This is a genomic window from Shewanella sp. POL2, from assembly GCF_000282755.1.
Taxonomy (GTDB): Bacteria; Pseudomonadota; Gammaproteobacteria; order Enterobacterales; family Shewanellaceae; genus Shewanella; species Shewanella xiamenensis.
In genome coordinates this window covers 1-16,499 of record NZ_AKZL01000093.1, presented here as the reverse complement: position 1 = coordinate 16,499, position 16,499 = coordinate 1, and the positions used below count along the sequence as shown (strand labels likewise).

The 16,499-nt window shown below is 45.5% G+C and carries 13 protein-coding genes and 1 pseudogene; 11 read left to right on the top strand and 3 right to left on the bottom strand.

What is annotated here, in order from left to right; all coding sequences use genetic code 11:
- From SHEWPOL2_RS18630 to cmoA, 3 genes and pseudogenes are all read right to left on the bottom strand, one after another.
- A pseudogene (locus SHEWPOL2_RS18630) lies at positions 1 to 199 on the bottom strand (peptidase M3A); the annotation flags it as partial.
- Between the two features lie 68 nt (positions 200 to 267).
- Positions 268 to 1,260: a tRNA 5-methoxyuridine(34)/uridine 5-oxyacetic acid(34) synthase CmoB gene (cmoB, locus tag SHEWPOL2_RS18625; RefSeq protein ID WP_037418833.1), complete on the bottom strand. Its 993-nt coding sequence runs from the start codon at positions 1,258 to 1,260 to the stop codon at positions 268 to 270.
- Complete coding sequence (gene cmoA, locus SHEWPOL2_RS18620) at positions 1,257 to 1,988, bottom strand: carboxy-S-adenosyl-L-methionine synthase CmoA (RefSeq protein ID WP_037418836.1); 732 nt, start codon at positions 1,986 to 1,988, stop codon at positions 1,257 to 1,259. The genes cmoB and cmoA overlap by 4 nt, the downstream gene beginning before the upstream one ends.
- A 150-nt stretch (positions 1,989 to 2,138) precedes the next feature.
- On the opposite strand from cmoA, the gene SHEWPOL2_RS18615 reads away from it, so the two are divergent.
- The 11 genes from SHEWPOL2_RS18615 (at position 2,139) to SHEWPOL2_RS18565 (ending at position 16,459) form a co-directional block, all read left to right on the top strand.
- A complete protein-coding gene (locus SHEWPOL2_RS18615) occupies positions 2,139 to 4,952 on the top strand; it encodes a transporter substrate-binding domain-containing protein (RefSeq protein ID WP_037430591.1) in 2,814 nt (937 codons plus the stop codon).
- A gap of 184 nt (positions 4,953 to 5,136) precedes the next feature.
- Complete coding sequence (gene aspS, locus SHEWPOL2_RS18610; RefSeq protein ID WP_037430590.1) at positions 5,137 to 6,912, top strand: aspartate--tRNA ligase; 1,776 nt, start codon at positions 5,137 to 5,139, stop codon at positions 6,910 to 6,912.
- Positions 6,913 to 7,128: 216 nt separating this feature from the next.
- On the top strand, positions 7,129 to 7,875 hold the full coding sequence (locus tag SHEWPOL2_RS18605) for a YebC/PmpR family DNA-binding transcriptional regulator (RefSeq protein WP_011622670.1): 747 nt from the start codon (positions 7,129 to 7,131) through the stop codon (positions 7,873 to 7,875).
- Between the two features lie 188 nt (positions 7,876 to 8,063).
- Positions 8,064 to 8,585: a crossover junction endodeoxyribonuclease RuvC gene (gene ruvC, locus SHEWPOL2_RS18600; protein ID WP_037430588.1), complete on the top strand. Its 522-nt coding sequence runs from the start codon at positions 8,064 to 8,066 to the stop codon at positions 8,583 to 8,585.
- Positions 8,582 to 9,199, top strand: coding sequence for a Holliday junction branch migration protein RuvA (gene ruvA / locus SHEWPOL2_RS18595; RefSeq protein WP_037430586.1), 618 nt, complete (start codon positions 8,582 to 8,584; stop codon positions 9,197 to 9,199). Before ruvC ends, ruvA begins: the two co-directional genes overlap by 4 nt.
- A 123-nt stretch (positions 9,200 to 9,322) precedes the next feature.
- A complete protein-coding gene (ruvB, locus tag SHEWPOL2_RS18590; protein ID WP_037418848.1) occupies positions 9,323 to 10,327 on the top strand; it encodes a Holliday junction branch migration DNA helicase RuvB in 1,005 nt (334 codons plus the stop codon).
- Between the two features lie 785 nt (positions 10,328 to 11,112).
- On the top strand, positions 11,113 to 13,674 hold the full coding sequence (locus SHEWPOL2_RS18585; RefSeq protein ID WP_037430583.1) for a TonB-dependent receptor: 2,562 nt from the start codon (positions 11,113 to 11,115) through the stop codon (positions 13,672 to 13,674).
- Between the two features lie 195 nt (positions 13,675 to 13,869).
- A complete protein-coding gene (locus SHEWPOL2_RS18580; RefSeq protein WP_037419044.1) occupies positions 13,870 to 14,553 on the top strand; it encodes a response regulator transcription factor in 684 nt (227 codons plus the stop codon).
- A 174-nt stretch (positions 14,554 to 14,727) separates the two neighbouring features.
- The gene (locus tag SHEWPOL2_RS18575; RefSeq protein WP_037430581.1) at positions 14,728 to 15,855 is read left to right on the top strand and encodes a M14-type cytosolic carboxypeptidase; all 1,128 of its coding nucleotides are present in this window, start codon (positions 14,728 to 14,730) and stop codon (positions 15,853 to 15,855) included.
- Between the two features lie 8 nt (positions 15,856 to 15,863).
- The gene (locus SHEWPOL2_RS18570) at positions 15,864 to 16,181 is read left to right on the top strand and encodes a hypothetical protein (protein WP_037418858.1); all 318 of its coding nucleotides are present in this window, start codon (positions 15,864 to 15,866) and stop codon (positions 16,179 to 16,181) included.
- Positions 16,178 to 16,459, top strand: a complete 282-nt coding sequence (locus SHEWPOL2_RS18565; protein WP_037418861.1) for a DUF1315 family protein — start codon at positions 16,178 to 16,180, stop codon at positions 16,457 to 16,459. Before SHEWPOL2_RS18570 ends, SHEWPOL2_RS18565 begins: the two co-directional genes overlap by 4 nt.
- Positions 16,460 to 16,499 lie beyond the last annotated feature (40 nt).

Sequence of the window (16,499 nt, the reverse complement as noted above, 5' to 3'; positions counted from 1 at the left end):
AGGCTTTATCTGAGAGCATTAAAGTGGGCAAATTATGTGTATTGGCATAGCGGCTAAAGGCGCTAGTCAAGTCAATATTAGGATGACGTAAACACTGTTCCACCAGCAGAGGTACAGGGCTTGGTGCAGCAGAGGCTGCACCAATAGAGGATAATAAACACCAGCCAAACAGGCTAGCCGTAAACAATGTTTTTGGCATAGGCAACGGGGCTGTGACCCTCATGGTATGGGATGACATGGCTTTAACATGCCTAAGTGTATCATGCTCTAGTTCAAATCTTGATTCGGTTGATTTTTCACAGCAATAATCGTTGCGCGTTTTGGCGCAGGGTAACCCTCGATAGTTTTAGTGATATCGTTAGGATCAAGATATTCAACCAGTGATTCATTTGGCATCCAATCGGTTCGGCGCTGCTCGGCAAGGGCGGTAATATCGGTATCGACACAACGTATGTCGGTGAAATCACATTTTTTAAGCCAGAGCATCAGTGCCGCAACGGATGGAATAAACCAAACGTTATTCATTTTGCCATACCTATCTTGCGGGACGAGTACGGCGTTTTCATCACCATCAATCACTAACGTCTCTAATACTAATTCTCCCCCCATACGTAACTGATCGCGTAATTGCAACAAGTGATCAATGGGTGAGCGTCTGTGATACAAGACGCCCATGGAGAATACTGTATCGAAGGCATCCAATGGCGGAAGTTCTTCAATACCAAGTGGCAACAGGTGCACAGGGTGATTCTCACCACTCAAGCGTTTAACCGCTTCAAATTGGCATAAAAACAGCGGGGAAGGGTCGATACCCACGACACGCTTAGCGCCGGCCCCTAACATACGCCACATATGATAGCCGCTACCGCAACCTACATCGAGTACTGTACGGTTTTGCAGGGGCGAAATATGCGGTTTAACCCGATCCCATTTCCAATCGCTGCGCCATTCGGTGTCGATATGAATGCCGTGAATATGGAATGGACCTTTACGCCAAGGCATAAAGAGCCGCAGTAAATTCTCGAGTTTTTCCTTTTCGCCTGGCGTGAGCTGCTCACCCGTGCCTATCGTGACACTATCAACAAAATCGACTTTATCTGGGCTTGGATAGTGCAGTTTATTAAGCACTTTTTCCCATTTCGGGAGGTTGCCGTGTTTGTGTTCTCTTTGCCATTTACCGAGGATTGCTGGCAAGGTTTCAAGCCAATGTTGTAAATTTGAGTCGGCGATTTGTTGATAAAAGGAGCTAAAATTAATCACTTGATGGCCACCATAGAAGCAAAGTTAAAACATTGGAACCATGTACTAAAGTGACTAAACCCTTGGCGAGTTAAGCGCTGTTGATGCGTACTTAAGGTATCTGGTTTCATGACATTTTCCAGCGCACTACGTTTTTGACTGATTTCGAGCTCGCTATAGCCATTGGCTCGTTTAAAGTCGAGATGCAGTTCTTCAAGTACACTTTGAATTGGCGCATCATCAAAGCGGATTTTTTCCGAGAGTACTAAGATCCCTCCTGGATTTAAGCCTTGATAAATCTTGGCAATAAGTGACTCTCTGTCCTCGGGAGGTAAAAATTGTAGCGTAAAGTTGAGCACCACTAAGGAGGCGTTTTCGATGTGAATATCGCGAATATCACCGCAGATCAGCTCAACCTCAGTATCACTGACATAGGCATTGAGGTTTTCTTGGCAGCGCGTCACCATAGACTCACTATTGTCTACGGCAACAATTCGGCAGTCACGGCCTTGGATCTGGCGGCGAATGCTCAATGTTGCAGCACCTAAAGAGCATCCTAAGTCGTAAATCTGGGTATTAGGTTTAACAAAACGATCCGCAAAATCGCCGATAGTATTGATAATTTGGGTGTAACCAGGCACTGAGCGGCGGATCATGTCACTAAAGACACCCGCAACACGGCTATCAAACTGGAAATCGCTAATGTGCTCGCTCGCTTGAGCGTAGATAGTATCTTGGGAAGCGTTCATTTGGGAATGTCTCGAAAGTTCAACCCCGCATTTTAACGAATCCCGTTGACTAGCAGCAAGTCTCGGGCTAGTAATTTGCCAGAAATTTCTGTCTAATATGCGATAAATAACAAAGTATTTACATTGTACATCAGGTACTAGGGACCCCAGTTGAAGTTAGTGTTCCAGCTTATTGTGATCCTGTGTTGTGTTTTTTCGAACAACACAGTTAATGCCAGTCAAGGACCGACTGATTCGCTTATCGTGGTGATGGGGGAAGACAGCTTTCCCTATCAATTTGTGGATAACGAGGGCGAAGCCACGGGGTTATTAGTCGATCTTTGGAAGGAGTGGGGTAAACGCACCGATACCTCACTTGTTTTTGTTGCGCGACACTGGAATGAATCCCTCGCACAGTTACAACAGGGAAACGCCCAAGTGCATATTGGCATGGGTAAAACCCCGGAGCGTGAACAACTATTTGATTTTGCCGATCCGATTGCTGATGTTCGCACCTATTTGTATTTACATAAATCCTTGCAGGGCAAAAAAAACATTAAAGAATTGGTGCCTTACCAGATTGGAATTGTGTCCGGTTCTTCCCATGAAGCGGAATTACGCCGTATCGAACCTGCGTTAGTATTTAAATATTATGAAAGCCGTGAAAAGCTACTTGCAGGTGTGGCGGCGGGTGACACAGTGGTGTTTGCTGGGCTCGACGGTTATCTTCGCGACCCTTCCTCTAACCAAACGATCGCAGCAAATTTTCCTCTCAATATACGTATCCCCATCAAAGCGATGCAATTTGTGCCTGCGGTGATGAAGCACAATACCGCCTTACTGAATAAAATTAAGGCGGGCTTTAATGCTCTTGACCCTAAATTTATCCAACAAACTGAGCGTCGCTGGTTGGGTTACCACGGCCAAAAAGCGGGACTGATAGTCGCGATGCAACTGGGAGTTGAACCTTTTGTTGATTTAGGTGTTGATGGTTTACCCCATGGTTTTTATGTAGATCTTTGGCGACTATGGTCGGCTAAAACGGGGATTGATGTCGATTTTATCTCAGGCGATATGAACGGCAGTGTTAACGATGTACGTCAAGGGTTAGCCGATGCTCATATTGGTTATCCCGAGAGTGATGACATGAAAACGGGGTTAACTCGCGCGTGGCACTTGTATACGGTAAAGAGTCGACTGTTTTTGTATCAACAGCAATTAACTGATTTACATCGCTTAAAAGGTAAACGTATTGGTGTTGTGCCAACGGCGCCATATTTAGTCCAGTTACGCAAAGCACTGCCGGATGTGTCATTGCGTTACTATGACAGTATGGATGCGATGGTCGCTGGTGCAAGAGCGGGGGAGATTGTTGGGTTTGTTGCTGCGGGAGCATGGACTACCCATTATCTTCTGCAAAACAAAGCATGGGCCGATTTTAATCAATACCCTGAGCTGGAATTTCCTACCGATATCTATGTATTAACTCGAAGCGATGATCCTGGACTGACTCAACGGATCAGCAATGGATTTCACAGCATTAGCATGCAGGAATTTGCTGATGTTGAACAAAAATGGATGCTTAACCCTAAAGACCGTATTTTTAATCAGGCAGGCTTACGCAGTATCCAACTCTCAAGCAGCGAACAAAACTATCTTTCACAATTGGGTGAACTCAAACTGGGTTATCTTAAGCAGTGGCCGCCCATGGAATTTAGCGATGAACAAGGGCAATTCGCGGGCATTAATAGTGATATCGTAAATATGTTCGCCCAGCAATTGCATCTTAAGATCCAACCCGTTGCGTTTGATGATTGGCAGTCGCTTATTCGCGCATTGCGCACAGGAGAGATTGCACTGGCGGGCAGTATTGCTAAAACCGCTGAGCGGCAACAGCATGTGGTTTTTAGTGATGCCTATTGGCCATCGCCATGGGGGCTAGTATCGCAGCTTGAACAAGTCTCTGTTTTTAATTTGGCACAATTGGCAGGTCAGAGAGTGGCCGTGGTTGAAGGCTATCATCTTGTCGCTCAACTAATGATGCTACAACCTTCGCTGAAGCTCGTGTTGGTACCCGATACGCACTCAGGGCTTTTAGCGGTAAATGAAGGTAATGCCGATGTGTTTATTGATAAGGTGGTGACGCTAGCCTCTGAGTTAAAAACGGGCCAGTATCCTTTACTTAAAATCTCACTCTTAAGCGATTTAGCCGACCAACATAGTCATTTTGGCATAAACCCGCAATTTACCCCATTGGCACCATTAATCAACCGAGTATTAGCGCAGATCGATCAGCAAAAGCAGCAACAAATCTATTCCCATTGGGTGAATTTCGCGATTGCCACTGACGATGGGCAATACTTGCGTTGGATCCGCTATTTATTGTTTGGAGCGTTGAGTTTATCGGTGGTGATCATCGCGGTATTAGTGGTTAATCGTCGTCTAAATCGTGAGATAACTCGTCGTATTGCCGCAGAAAAACGTTTGCAATACGTTGCGAGCCATGATGCATTAACCCAGTTACCTAATCGAGGCTTACTCGATGATCGATTATCGCAGGCACTATTAGCCCATCGTCGCGATCAGAGCCATTTTGCGCTGCTGTTTATTGATTTAGATGGATTCAAACAAATCAATGATCAGCATGGGCATCCAATAGGTGATGCCTTGCTTCTACGGGTGGCGGGATTACTGACGCAAGCCGTTCGCCATTCTGATACTGTGGCTCGATTTGGCGGCGATGAGTTTGTTATCCTGCTAAATCGTGTGCAAGATCTCGATGCCGCGACCCAAGTTGCTGATAATATTCTGCACTCGCTTTCATCGCCCTTCACTTTTGAAGGCGTAAAGGTAGAAATTGCTGTGAGTATCGGTGTGGTGATTTATCCCCGCGATGGTGATACGGCGATTGAATTATTAAAAAAAGCGGATCAATTAATGTATCAAGCCAAAACGGCGGGTGGGCGTTGCTACCGCGTGGCTTGATGTTTTTTTGTACGTTTATGCATAGATAGTGCGTTCGCCTCTAGTCAAGGGCGTAAAACTGTTTGATACTTCACCGCCTAAAAGTGAAGTACTTTGGTAATCGGCATTATTTGACTATAATGCCGCTTTTATCTCGTTTTGATTATTTCCAAAGCACCGGTTTCCGGATAAAGGATAGAGTTAGATGCGCAGTCATTATTGTGGAGACGTCAATAAGTCTCACGTTGGACAAGAAGTTACCTTGGTAGGTTGGGTTAATCGTAGCCGTGATTTGGGTGGCGTAGTCTTTTTAGATTTAAGAGACAGAGAAGGTCTGGTCCAAGTGGTTTACGATCCAGATTTACCTGAAGTGTTCAATGTGGCTAGCACACTGCGCGCTGAGTTTTGTGTGCAGGTAAAAGGCGTGGTTCGTGCACGTCCTGATAGCCAAGTTAACGCACAAATGAAAACTGGCGAAATTGAAGTGTTGGGTAAAGCACTAACTATTATCAACAGTTCTGAGCCACTGCCGCTGAGCTTAGATAACTATCAAAACAACAGTGAAGAACAGCGTTTAAAATATCGTTATTTAGATTTACGTCGCCCAGAAATGGCACAGCGGTTAATGTTCCGCGCGAAAGTGACCAGTGCTGTGCGTCGTTTCCTCGACTCAAACGGTTTCTTAGATATTGAAACGCCGATCCTGACCAAGGCAACCCCAGAAGGTGCCCGTGACTATTTAGTGCCGAGCCGTACATATAAAGGTCAATTTTTCGCACTGCCACAATCACCACAGCTATTTAAACAGCTGCTGATGATGTCAGGCTTTGACCGTTACTATCAAATCGTAAAATGCTTCCGTGACGAAGATTTACGTGCTGATCGTCAGCCAGAATTTACTCAAATCGATATCGAAACGTCTTTCATGAGCTCAGAGCAAGTGATGGCGAAAACCGAAGAGATGATGCGTGGTCTGTTCCTTGAGATGCTGAATGTCGATTTAGGCGAATTCCCGCGCATGACCTACAACGAAGCCATGCGTCGTTTTGGTTCAGACAAGCCCGATTTACGTAACCCATTAGAGCTGGTGGACGTGGCTGACTTGCTCAAAGAAGTAGAGTTTGCGGTATTCTCAGGTCCAGCCAATGATGAAGAAGGCCGTGTTGCGGCGCTGCGTATTCCTGGCGGTGCAAGCCTGTCTCGTAAGCAAATCGACGATTACACTAAGTTTGTTGGCATCTACGGCGCCAAGGGCTTAGCGTGGATGAAGCTAAACGACCTTACTCAAGGCCTAGAAGGCATTCAATCGCCTGTGCTTAAGTTCTTGAATGAGAACATTGTTAACGAAATCATCAGCCGCACTGGCGCACAAACGGGCGATATTATTCTGTTTGGTGCTGATCAAGCGACTGTGGTTGCCGAATCTATGGGCGCACTGCGTCTTAAAGCCGGTGAAGACTTTAATCTGCTTGAAGGTCAATGGCGTCCATTGTGGGTGGTTGACTTCCCAATGTTTGAGAAGATCAACGGCAGCTTCCACGCGGTTCACCATCCATTTACCGCTCCGCGCGGCGTGACACCTCAAGAGCTAGAAGCCAATCCTGCTAACCGTGTGTCAGATGCCTACGACATGGTATTAAACGGCTGTGAATTAGGTGGTGGTTCGGTACGTATCCACAACCAAGAGATGCAGTCTGCGGTATTCCGCATTCTTGGCATTACCGATGAAGAAGCGAAAGAGAAATTCGGCTTCTTACTCGAAGCGTTACGTTACGGTACGCCACCACATGCAGGTTTAGCCTTTGGTTTAGACCGCATCATCATGCTGATGACGGGCGCAAGCTCAATCCGTGATGTGATGGCATTCCCGAAAACCACCACAGCGGCGTGCCCGTTAACCAATGCGCCAGGTTTTGCTAATCCACAACAATTAGCTGAACTAGGTATTTCCGTGGTGAAAGCCGCGAAGACTGAAGACTAATCTTTAGCGATTATCGAGTACCGAGGCGCAAGCCTCGGTCTATTTTTATCCCGTCATTTCATTTCTTATCAATATCTGCGTTATCGACGTCACTGAACTTGCCGTCATTCACTGTGTAAAGGAACATTGAGTAAAGGCGCCTTATTCGAGGCACCGTCAAGGTTACCTTAGGCTATTGATAAGATGTGCAATGGCTACATGTAGAGGAGAACTCCCATGGCTGGTCATAGTAAGTGGGCCAATATTAAGCACCGCAAAGCAGCGCAAGATGCCAAGCGCGGTAAACTCTTTACCAAATTTATCCGTGAGTTAACGGTTTCAGCCCGCGAAGGCGGCTCAGATCCCGATTCAAATCCGCGTCTGCGAATCGCCATCGATAAGGCGCTCGGCGGCAACATGACCCGCGATACCATTGAGCGCGCGATTAAGCGCGGTGCTGGCGAGCTTGAAGGTCAGCAGCTCGAAACCATTATTTACGAAGGTTACGGCCCAGGCGGCACCGCGGTGATGGTGGAAACCATGACCGATAACCGTAACCGTACCGTCAGCGGCGTACGTAATGCCTTTAGCAAATCGGGCGGTAACTTAGGAACCGATGGTTCGGTTGCCTATTTGTTCACTAAACGCGGAGTATTGTCCTATGCGCCTGGCACCGATGAAGATGCCTTGATGGATGCGGCGCTCGAAGCGGGCGCCGAAGATGTGGTGAGTTACGATGATGGTGCGATTGACGTATTTACCGAACCGACCGAGTTTTACGGGGTGAAAGATGCCCTCGATGCCGCAGGGTTTGTCAGTGATAACGCCGAAATCGCGATGATAGCCTCGACCAAAGCCGAGTTAGATGCCGAGACTGCCGAGAAGTTTATGCGCCTTATCGATACCCTCGAAGAGCACGATGATGTGCAAGAGGTGTATCATAATGCCGAAATTTCTGATGAGATTATGGAAAGTTTGGGTTAAGCCAACTTGGGGAGGTACAAGTGTTTGCAAGCTAGATGCTGAGTAAGACAACGTGTCTCCTTTGGTTGAATGAACGCGAGCAGGTTTTGAGTGGTTCTTTAATGGTTCTTTAATCAGTCATGATTTGGTTGAGGCGCTGTTAAGACGCAAATCGACCGATTTACGTAAGGCGCACGCATAAGGAAACAATGGCAATTATTTTAGGTGTAGACCCAGGTTCGCGGATCACAGGTTACGGCGTTATCCAATGCCAAGGGCGGCAGCAACTTTATTTAGGCAGTGGCTGCATTCGTACCTCGGGTGATGATCTGCCGTTAAGATTAAAGCAGATCTTTGATGGTATAAGTGAAATTATTCGCCAATATCAACCCGATGAGTTTGCCATTGAACGGGTATTTTTGGCTAAAAATGCCGACTCAGCCTTAAAATTGGGCCAAGCCCGTGGCGCAGCAATTGTCGCAGCAACCGTGGCGAATTTACCTGTTGCAGAATACAGCGCAACCCAGATAAAAAGTGCTGTAGTCGGGACTGGGCGTGCGAAAAAAGAGCAAGTACAACATATGATCCAGCAATTGCTTAAGCTCCCAGCCGCACCACAGGCAGACGCCGCGGATGCGCTTGGCGTTGCAGTATGTCATTATCACACCAATCAAAGCTTGGTTGCCTTAAGCGGCCGAGCGACAACAAGAACATATGGACGGTACAGATGATAGGTCGTTTACGTGGAGTGTTAATTGAAAAGCAAGCGCCAGAGGTGTTGATTGATGTCAATGGCGTGGGTTACGAGTTACAGATGCCCCTCACCAGCTTCTATGAACTCCCCGAGGTCAATCAACCGACCACAGTGTATACCCATTTTGTGGTGCGTGAAGATGCCCAGCTGCTTTACGGCTTTATCACTAAACAAGAGCGCTCACTGTTTCGTTTGCTTATCAAAGCCAACGGCGTGGGCCCTAAACTGGCGTTAACCATTCTTTCTGGCATGACCGCCAGCGAGTTTGTGGGCTGTGTCGAGCGCGATGATATAGTGACGCTGGTGAAATTACCCGGTGTTGGTAAAAAGACTGCCGAACGTTTATTGGTTGAGATGCGCGATAAATTGAAGAGTTTGATGGAGGCATCCGTAGGCTCTGAGCGTGAGTTCGTACTGCAATCTAACTATTCACCGGCTCCGACGGTCAACAGTGCCGAAGAGGATGCAATTTCAGCCTTGATCTCCCTCGGCTATAAACCGCCACAGGCGAGCAAAGCGGTTTCAGCAGCCTTTAAAGAAGGCATGGACAGTGAGACCTTAATTAAGGCCGCGTTAAAATCGATGCTCTAACGCATGGTTTTGATTGAGGCAGTTTATTGCGGTGCGCGATTTTTGCAGCCAAGCAGGCTGCAACTGCAGCAAAATAGCAAGTGCCGCATGCCAAGAATGCAATGCGGTAACAGGAATAGGTAAATGATTGAAGCAGATAGACTGATACAGCCACAGCTGCAAGGTCAAGATGATGTTATCGATAGGGCAATGCGCCCTAAATTGCTCGATGAATACACTGGGCAGGATGATACGCGCGCTCAATTAAAGGTATTCATTCAAGCGGCCAAGAATCGCGAAGAAGCCTTAGATCATATGTTGATCTACGGTCCGCCAGGTTTAGGTAAAACCACCTTGGCGATGATTGTCGCCAATGAAATGGGCGTCAATATCAAATCGACCTCGGGTCCCGTGTTGGAAAAAGCAGGGGATTTAGCGGCGCTGCTGACTAACCTCGAAGCGGGTGATGTACTTTTCATCGATGAAATCCATCGATTAAGTCCAGTGGTTGAGGAGATCCTGTATCCGGCGATGGAAGACTATCAACTGGATATCATGATAGGTGAAGGACCGGCAGCGCGTTCCATTAAGCTCGATTTACCACCTTTTACTTTAGTCGGCGCGACCACGCGGGCGGGGGCCTTAACCTCTCCGCTAAGGGCGCGTTTTGGCATCCCGCTGCGACTTGAGTTTTATAATGTCAAAGATTTAAGCACCATTGTGACCCGTTCTGCCCAAGTGATGGGATTAGCCATTGATAGTGAGGGCGCAACTGAAATTGCCAAACGTTCGCGCGGTACACCAAGGATTGCCAATCGATTACTCCGGCGGGTGCGTGATTATGCCGAAGTGCAACACGATGGTGCTGTGACTCAACATGTTGCTGAGCTGGCGCTCAATTTACTCGATGTCGATGGCGAAGGCTTCGATTATATGGACCGCAAATTGTTGCTCGCGATTATCGATAAGTTTATGGGCGGCCCAGTGGGCCTTGATAACCTTGCGGCAGCAATTGGTGAGGAGCGCGAAACCATTGAAGATGTGCTCGAACCTTTCCTTATTCAACAAGGTTTTATCCAACGCACTCCCCGTGGCAGGATCGCAACGGCCAGAGCGTATTTACACTTTGGAATGATAAAACCAGAGTGATCGCTAAATAGTGTTATCTATTGCTTAATATAAAAGCGACTTAGGTCGCTTTTATATTTTTTGTATAGAAATAGATGAAACCTGGATTTAATTTAATCCTTATTGTTTTTATTAGCTTTTTACGTAATCTCTGCAAGTAATTTAAGTGATGCGTTATTGAGTGTTGTTTGATTGTATATCATCTATCTTCTTCGTATTTTCGTTATCTTAATGCATTTTTGTCCCTTAACGATTGTCCCAATAGCAAATTAGTTCTCAATTTATAAATTGACAATTAATTGTTGCATTTGTGTTTAAAATTTCCTGGGTTTGCATAAAAACCACACCTTATTCATTTTGTATCCATTAACTCACCAAAACTACTTATGTTTTCTCAATTCTTAGTATTGCAAAGATTGCTAATATGCATATTTTCTCATAATTAATCGATACATTATTCTGTGCGCAAGACTGTTTACCTTTGATAAAGTGTGACGTGCATCACACTTTTGAAGTGTTTAAATGTTTTTTAAATGTTGCATTGTTAACAGTTGTTGTGTCTATCTGAAATCAGTTTTATTGGTGTTTTATGCTGAATAAATCTAAAAGAAAGTGCACACGATCTTTTTGAAACAAATAAAAAACAAAGTAACTAAATAAATTAAACATTTTGATTTTTAAAGTTAAAAAAATGAACGTTGACTGAATGAAAGTGAATCCTCAGTATCAAGCGCAACAGTCGTACAGCAATAGTTGTACATACTGTAAGCATAAAAATAATAGTAAGATCTAGGGAGCATTCATTCATGATAAAAAGAACCAAAGTTGCGTCGGCTATCAATTTAGCTGTCGTTAGCTCAATTGCTGCTGGTACCTTCGTGGTATCAAGCGCATTTGCAGCTGAAGAGACTGCAAAAGTCGAGCGTATTGAAGTCACGGGTTCACGTATTCAACGTCAAGATATGGAAACAGCTTCTCCTGTTACCGTTATTGATGCTGCTGCAATCAAAGCCGAAGGCTTTACCTCTGTAGACCAAATGCTACAAGTACAAACCTCAATGGCAGGTGCTGCGGTAGGTTCAACCACTAACAACGGTGCTGACGGTGTTGCCCAAGTTGACTTACGTGGTATGGGCTCGCAACGTACTCTCGTACTATTAAACGGTCGTCGCATGGTGAACTCAGGTTCAGGTGCTGACAGTTCTGTGGATTTAAACTCTATCCCTGTTGCGATGATCGCTCGCGTTGAAATCCTGAAAGACGGTGCTTCAGCGGTATACGGTTCTGATGCGATTGCTGGTGTAGTGAACATCATCACCAAAAAAGATTTTGAAGGTTTCCAATTAGACTTCAACGGTAGCGGCACCGACAAGGGTGACGGCGAAAACGGTGATGTGAGCGCACTGTATGGCTTTAACACCGATGGTGGCAACTACACCTTTGGTGCAGCTTACTCTGATCGTCGTGGTGTAATTCAGGGTGATCGTGATTGGTATGATCCACTGGATAACACTAGTTCAATTATTCCAACTGGTGCATTAAATCAAAAAGTTATCGATGCCAATGGTAATTGGGTTAAGAGAACTGAGACCTATGACTACTCAAATGACGTCTATTTCCAAACACCGAGTGAACGTCGGAGTTTATTTGCAAATATGACGCAGGAGTTAGGCAATGATGTGGTACTGACTGCCGACGCTATCTATACCAATCGCCGTTCTAACCAACAACTTGCGGCACAACCTGCCCAAATCAAGTTAAACGTGTGTGGTGACCCAAGAGTCCAAGATCCAACTGCAGGTTGTCTTACCCTTGACCAAGGTATGATTGATGCAGGGATTAAAGCGGATGCTCGTGGACAAGTTCAATATAACAGACGCATGAAAGATGTTGGCCCTCGTGTTTACAGTCAAGATACTGATACTTGGCGTTTATCTGGTGGTTTAGCGGGTTCTTTAGACGTTCATACTGGTATGAATTGGAATGTGGACTACACCTTTGGTAAGAACGAAGCTAAGACTGGGGTTGCGAACTCAATTAACGCAACATTGATGGCTAATTCAATCTACGCTGATCCATATGCATGGTTTGAAGGTTCTCCCCTGACGGATGAAATGAAGGATGTTTCGTATCAAGAGCAATCTACTGGCGGTAACGAACAACAAACGTTATCAGCAGGCTTAAACGGTGAGTTATTCGACCTAAGTGCTGGTGCAGTAGGTTTCGCTATCGGAGCAGAATACCGTCGTGAAAGTGGTTTCTACAATCCTGATGCCGTTGTTGTAGCTGGTGATAGCACCGCAGCACAACAAGATCCAACCAGTGGTAACTATAATGTTATCTCTATTTTCGAAGAAGTAAGTGTACCGTTTACAGAAAAACTAACGGGTGAATTTGCACTTCGTCTAGATGATTACTCTACCTTCGGTAAGGCAACCACTTGGAAAATTGGTTTAACCTACACAGCGACAGATGAGCTGATGGTTCGTACTGTAGCTGCTACTGGTTTCCGTGCACCAAGCGTAGCTGAGCTATATGGCGGCAACTCAGGTTCGTTTGATTATCTAACTAATCCTTGGTTACCTCTGAGTGAGCAAACTGGTCAAATTTTAGTGAATCGTACATCAGATCCAGATTTGAAACCTGAAGAATCAGAGTCTTACACTGCTGGTTTAGTATACTCACCAAACTATATTGATGGTATGTCAATTACTCTTGACTACTGGCGTTTCAAAGTAACTGATGCAATTGCTCGTGCAGACGTGCAAGTTGGCTTAGATGCCTGTCATGCTGGTGATGCAGAAGCGTGCAGCACATTCAATATTACTGCGGATGGTGACTTGTTCAACTTAACAAGTGCACTGACTAACGTAGGTTCACAAGATACTAGCGGTATCGATTTCAACTTAGCCTATAACTTCGAGTTATTTGGATTAGATTGGAAAGTAAGTAACGATACGACTTACTTGATTAAGTTCGAGCAGGATGGTGAAAACTATACTGGTACAATCGACGGTAATATGGGAGCTTATGCTCGCGTACGTAACAACTTCAGCATCTCTGCAGGTCAAGATGATTGGAGCGTAATGTACTTCAACCGCTATATCAGATCGATGACAGATGTTTACACTGATTATGATGCAAACGACAATCCATTCGTTGCTGCAAGAGGTGTTGATTCAATTCTGTATCACAACATTTCTGGTACCTATCATGTAACTGATAACACCACTGTTAGCTTAGGTGTGAAGAACTTGACTGATGAGAAGCCTCTATACGTTACTAACGGTAGTGATGCTGGTACTGTTCCAGAAGTTTACGACACTATCGGCCGTACCATTTACGGCGGTGTGACTGTTAAGTTCTAATTTTAATTTGAACCCTCTCTAAAAAGCGCCTTCGGGCGCTTTTTTGTTTTGGTGCAAAAGGTTACAAGCGTTATCTATCGCTGCCAACTTGATCACAATTAAGTAAATACTGATTTTTAATCTTCTTCTTATACTAGAGCCAAACATCTAGGCATGGTAACATAAATGATATTGATTATCGTTTGGTGTTTTGGGATGAGTAGAATACTGTTAGTCGATGATGATCCATTATTCCGAGTGTGGTTAACTGATGTGCTCCGAGCACAAGGACATGAGGTTGAATGTGCCGTTAACGGTGTTGATGGGCTTTCACGCATTCGCTCCTTTGCGCCCGAGATTGTTATGCTCGATCTGGTGATGCCGCAAATGGATGGTTTTGAGCTTTTACAGGCAAGGGATTGTTTGACGCCGATAATGATGTTGTCAGCCCGCGATAATGAAGAAGACAGGATCAGAAGCTATGAACTCGGTGCGGATGACTTCTTAGCTAAACCCTTTAGTATTAAAGAGTTATTGGTACGTTTGCAGGCGATTGAGCGACGGTTAGTGCAGCGGCATAAGCCACTAATGGCGATAGATCAAACCGCCGCCATTCAATCGATTAAGTTTGACGAAACCGCCTACAGGATAACCATCGACAAGCATGCCGTGGAGCTAACCCAAACTGAGTTTAGGTTATTTAAGTACCTGTTTGAACGAAAAGGGCAAGTGATCACTAAGCAAGAGCTGCAAAAGTCAGTTTTGCAGAAGGACTTAGGGCGGTTTGATCGTAATTTAGATATGCATATCAGTAATACTCGGCGAAAACTCGCTAATACTCGCTTACCGCGTACCTTAATCAATACTGTTCGCGGTCAAGGATATAGTTTTAGCGCTTAAATGATGATTGCCCTAGGCACTGATTAATTAAAGCGTGACTGATGGCTTCTTAGGCAATTTTACTCGCTTTTCATTTTCCCCTGATACGGATTTGGTTTATTCTAACGGGCATTATTATAGTAGATGCGTATTTTGCATCATTACCCTCACATGAATAACTAAGTAGGAATCAGTATGCGGATCAGTGCCAATTTTGATGGCGGAAATATCCAAGTCATTAATCTTGATAATAAAGACGATATTCAACTGGCTATCCGTCCCGATGCGGGCGGTGAGTTTTATCAATGGTTCAACTTCCGATTCGAAGGTGAGGTGGGAAACCAGTACACCTTAAATATTATCAATGCGGGCACCGCTTCCTATCCTAAGGGTTGGCAGGATTACCACGCAGTCGCCAGTTACGATCGTCAGCATTGGTTCCGTGTACCAACTCAATATATTGATGGCAAACTCAGTATCCAGCTTGAACTTGATTGTGATGCGATTCAAATCGCTTACTTTGCGCCGTACAGCTATGAGCGTCACTTAGATTTACTCAGCAACGCACAATTGCATCCCGATGTAAATCTTGAACATTTAGGCTTAACCTTAGATGGCCGTGATATTACCCTGATGAAAGTGGGCGATGGCAATCCTGATAAACGCAATATTTGGATCACCGCAAGGCAACATCCCGGTGAGACCATGGCGGAATGGTTAGTCGAAGGCTTAGTGAATCGTCTGCTGGATAATGATTGTCCAACCGCAAAAGCGTTGCTCGATAAAGCGAACTTCTACATAGTGCCTAATATGAACCCGGATGGCAGCGTAAGAGGCCATCTGCGTACCAATGCGATTGGGGTTAACCTTAACCGTGAATGGCAAACCCCGAGCTTAGAAAGAAGCCCTGAGGTCTACCATGTAGTGCATAAGATGCAGCAAACGGGCGTAGATTTATTTTACGATGTCCATGGTGATGAAGGTCTTCCCTATGTTTTCCTCGCGGGTTGTGAGGGTGTACCAGCTTACAATGAGCGATTGGCGCAGCTACAAGCGGACTTTAGTCAGGCATTAACCTTGGCCAGTGCCGATTTCCAAACCGAGTTTGGGTACGCTAAAGACGAGCCTGGTCAAGCCAACTTGACCGTGGCGTCTAATTGGGTGGCGCAAACCTTCGATTGCTTGTCGAACACCTTAGAAATGCCTTTTAAAGACAACAATAACCTGCAAGATCCGTTTGTGGGTTGGTCACCTGAGCGCAGTATTTATTTAGGCGAAGCGTCATTGATTGCCATGCTCGCCGTGGTTGATAAGTTAAGATAGGTGCGACTATGGCATTAATCGAATGTCCAATCTGCCGTAAACGGATGTCGAGCAAGGCGCCAGCTTGCCCGCATTGTGAGGCAAAAACCAATGGTGATAATAGCTCGCTCGTACGGATCAGTCATATCCAAAAATCCAGCAGCTTAATGAACCAAAGCTTTGTTGCCATGACGCTGTTTATTGCGGGGGTGGTGATTTGGTTTTGGGGTGGAGAGCCCGCCGAAGGCGTACGCGCGACCATTGGTGCCATCTGTTTTGTCTTTGGTTTTGTGGGCTATTTAATTACCCGCGTTAGAATCGTATTACATAAGCGAAAGAGTGTATGACCGACATTAATCAAGTAATCGACCAAATGCCTGAAGAAGTCTATGAAAGGCTGCGTAGCGCTGCTGAATTAGGCAAATGGGAAGATGGCACAGTATTGACCGAAGCCCAGCGTGAATCGACTCTTCAAGTGGTGATGCTCTATCAGGCGCGCCGTTTAGATCAAACGGAGCATTTCACCATAGGTGCTGGCGGAAAATTAAATGAGCTGTCAAAGGCGGAGTTGAAGAAACAATTCCGTGGCGAGTCGATAGCCGAGTTTAAAGCTGACGACCTGTAATCTCAGTTGACGCAACGTAGTAAAAAAGCCCACTAATGTG

Bases quoted from the DNA above. Each gene is read 5' to 3' on its own strand.
- cmoA (WP_037418836.1), bottom strand. From the start codon at position 1,988: ATGAACGCTTCCCAAGATACTATCTACGCTCAAGCGAGCGAGCACATT.
- aspS (WP_037430590.1), top strand. From the start codon at position 5,137: ATGCGCAGTCATTATTGTGGAGACGTCAATAAGTCTCACGTTGGACAA.
- SHEWPOL2_RS18605 (WP_011622670.1), top strand. From the start codon at position 7,129: ATGGCTGGTCATAGTAAGTGGGCCAATATTAAGCACCGCAAAGCAGCG.
- ruvC (WP_037430588.1), top strand. From the start codon at position 8,064: ATGGCAATTATTTTAGGTGTAGACCCAGGTTCGCGGATCACAGGTTAC.
- ruvA (WP_037430586.1), top strand. From the start codon at position 8,582: ATGATAGGTCGTTTACGTGGAGTGTTAATTGAAAAGCAAGCGCCAGAG.
- ruvB (WP_037418848.1), top strand. From the start codon at position 9,323: ATGATTGAAGCAGATAGACTGATACAGCCACAGCTGCAAGGTCAAGAT.
- SHEWPOL2_RS18585 (WP_037430583.1), top strand. From the start codon at position 11,113: ATGATAAAAAGAACCAAAGTTGCGTCGGCTATCAATTTAGCTGTCGTT.
- SHEWPOL2_RS18580 (WP_037419044.1), top strand. From the start codon at position 13,870: ATGAGTAGAATACTGTTAGTCGATGATGATCCATTATTCCGAGTGTGG.
- SHEWPOL2_RS18575 (WP_037430581.1), top strand. From the start codon at position 14,728: ATGCGGATCAGTGCCAATTTTGATGGCGGAAATATCCAAGTCATTAAT.
- SHEWPOL2_RS18570 (WP_037418858.1), top strand. From the start codon at position 15,864: ATGGCATTAATCGAATGTCCAATCTGCCGTAAACGGATGTCGAGCAAG.
- SHEWPOL2_RS18565 (WP_037418861.1), top strand. From the start codon at position 16,178: ATGACCGACATTAATCAAGTAATCGACCAAATGCCTGAAGAAGTCTAT.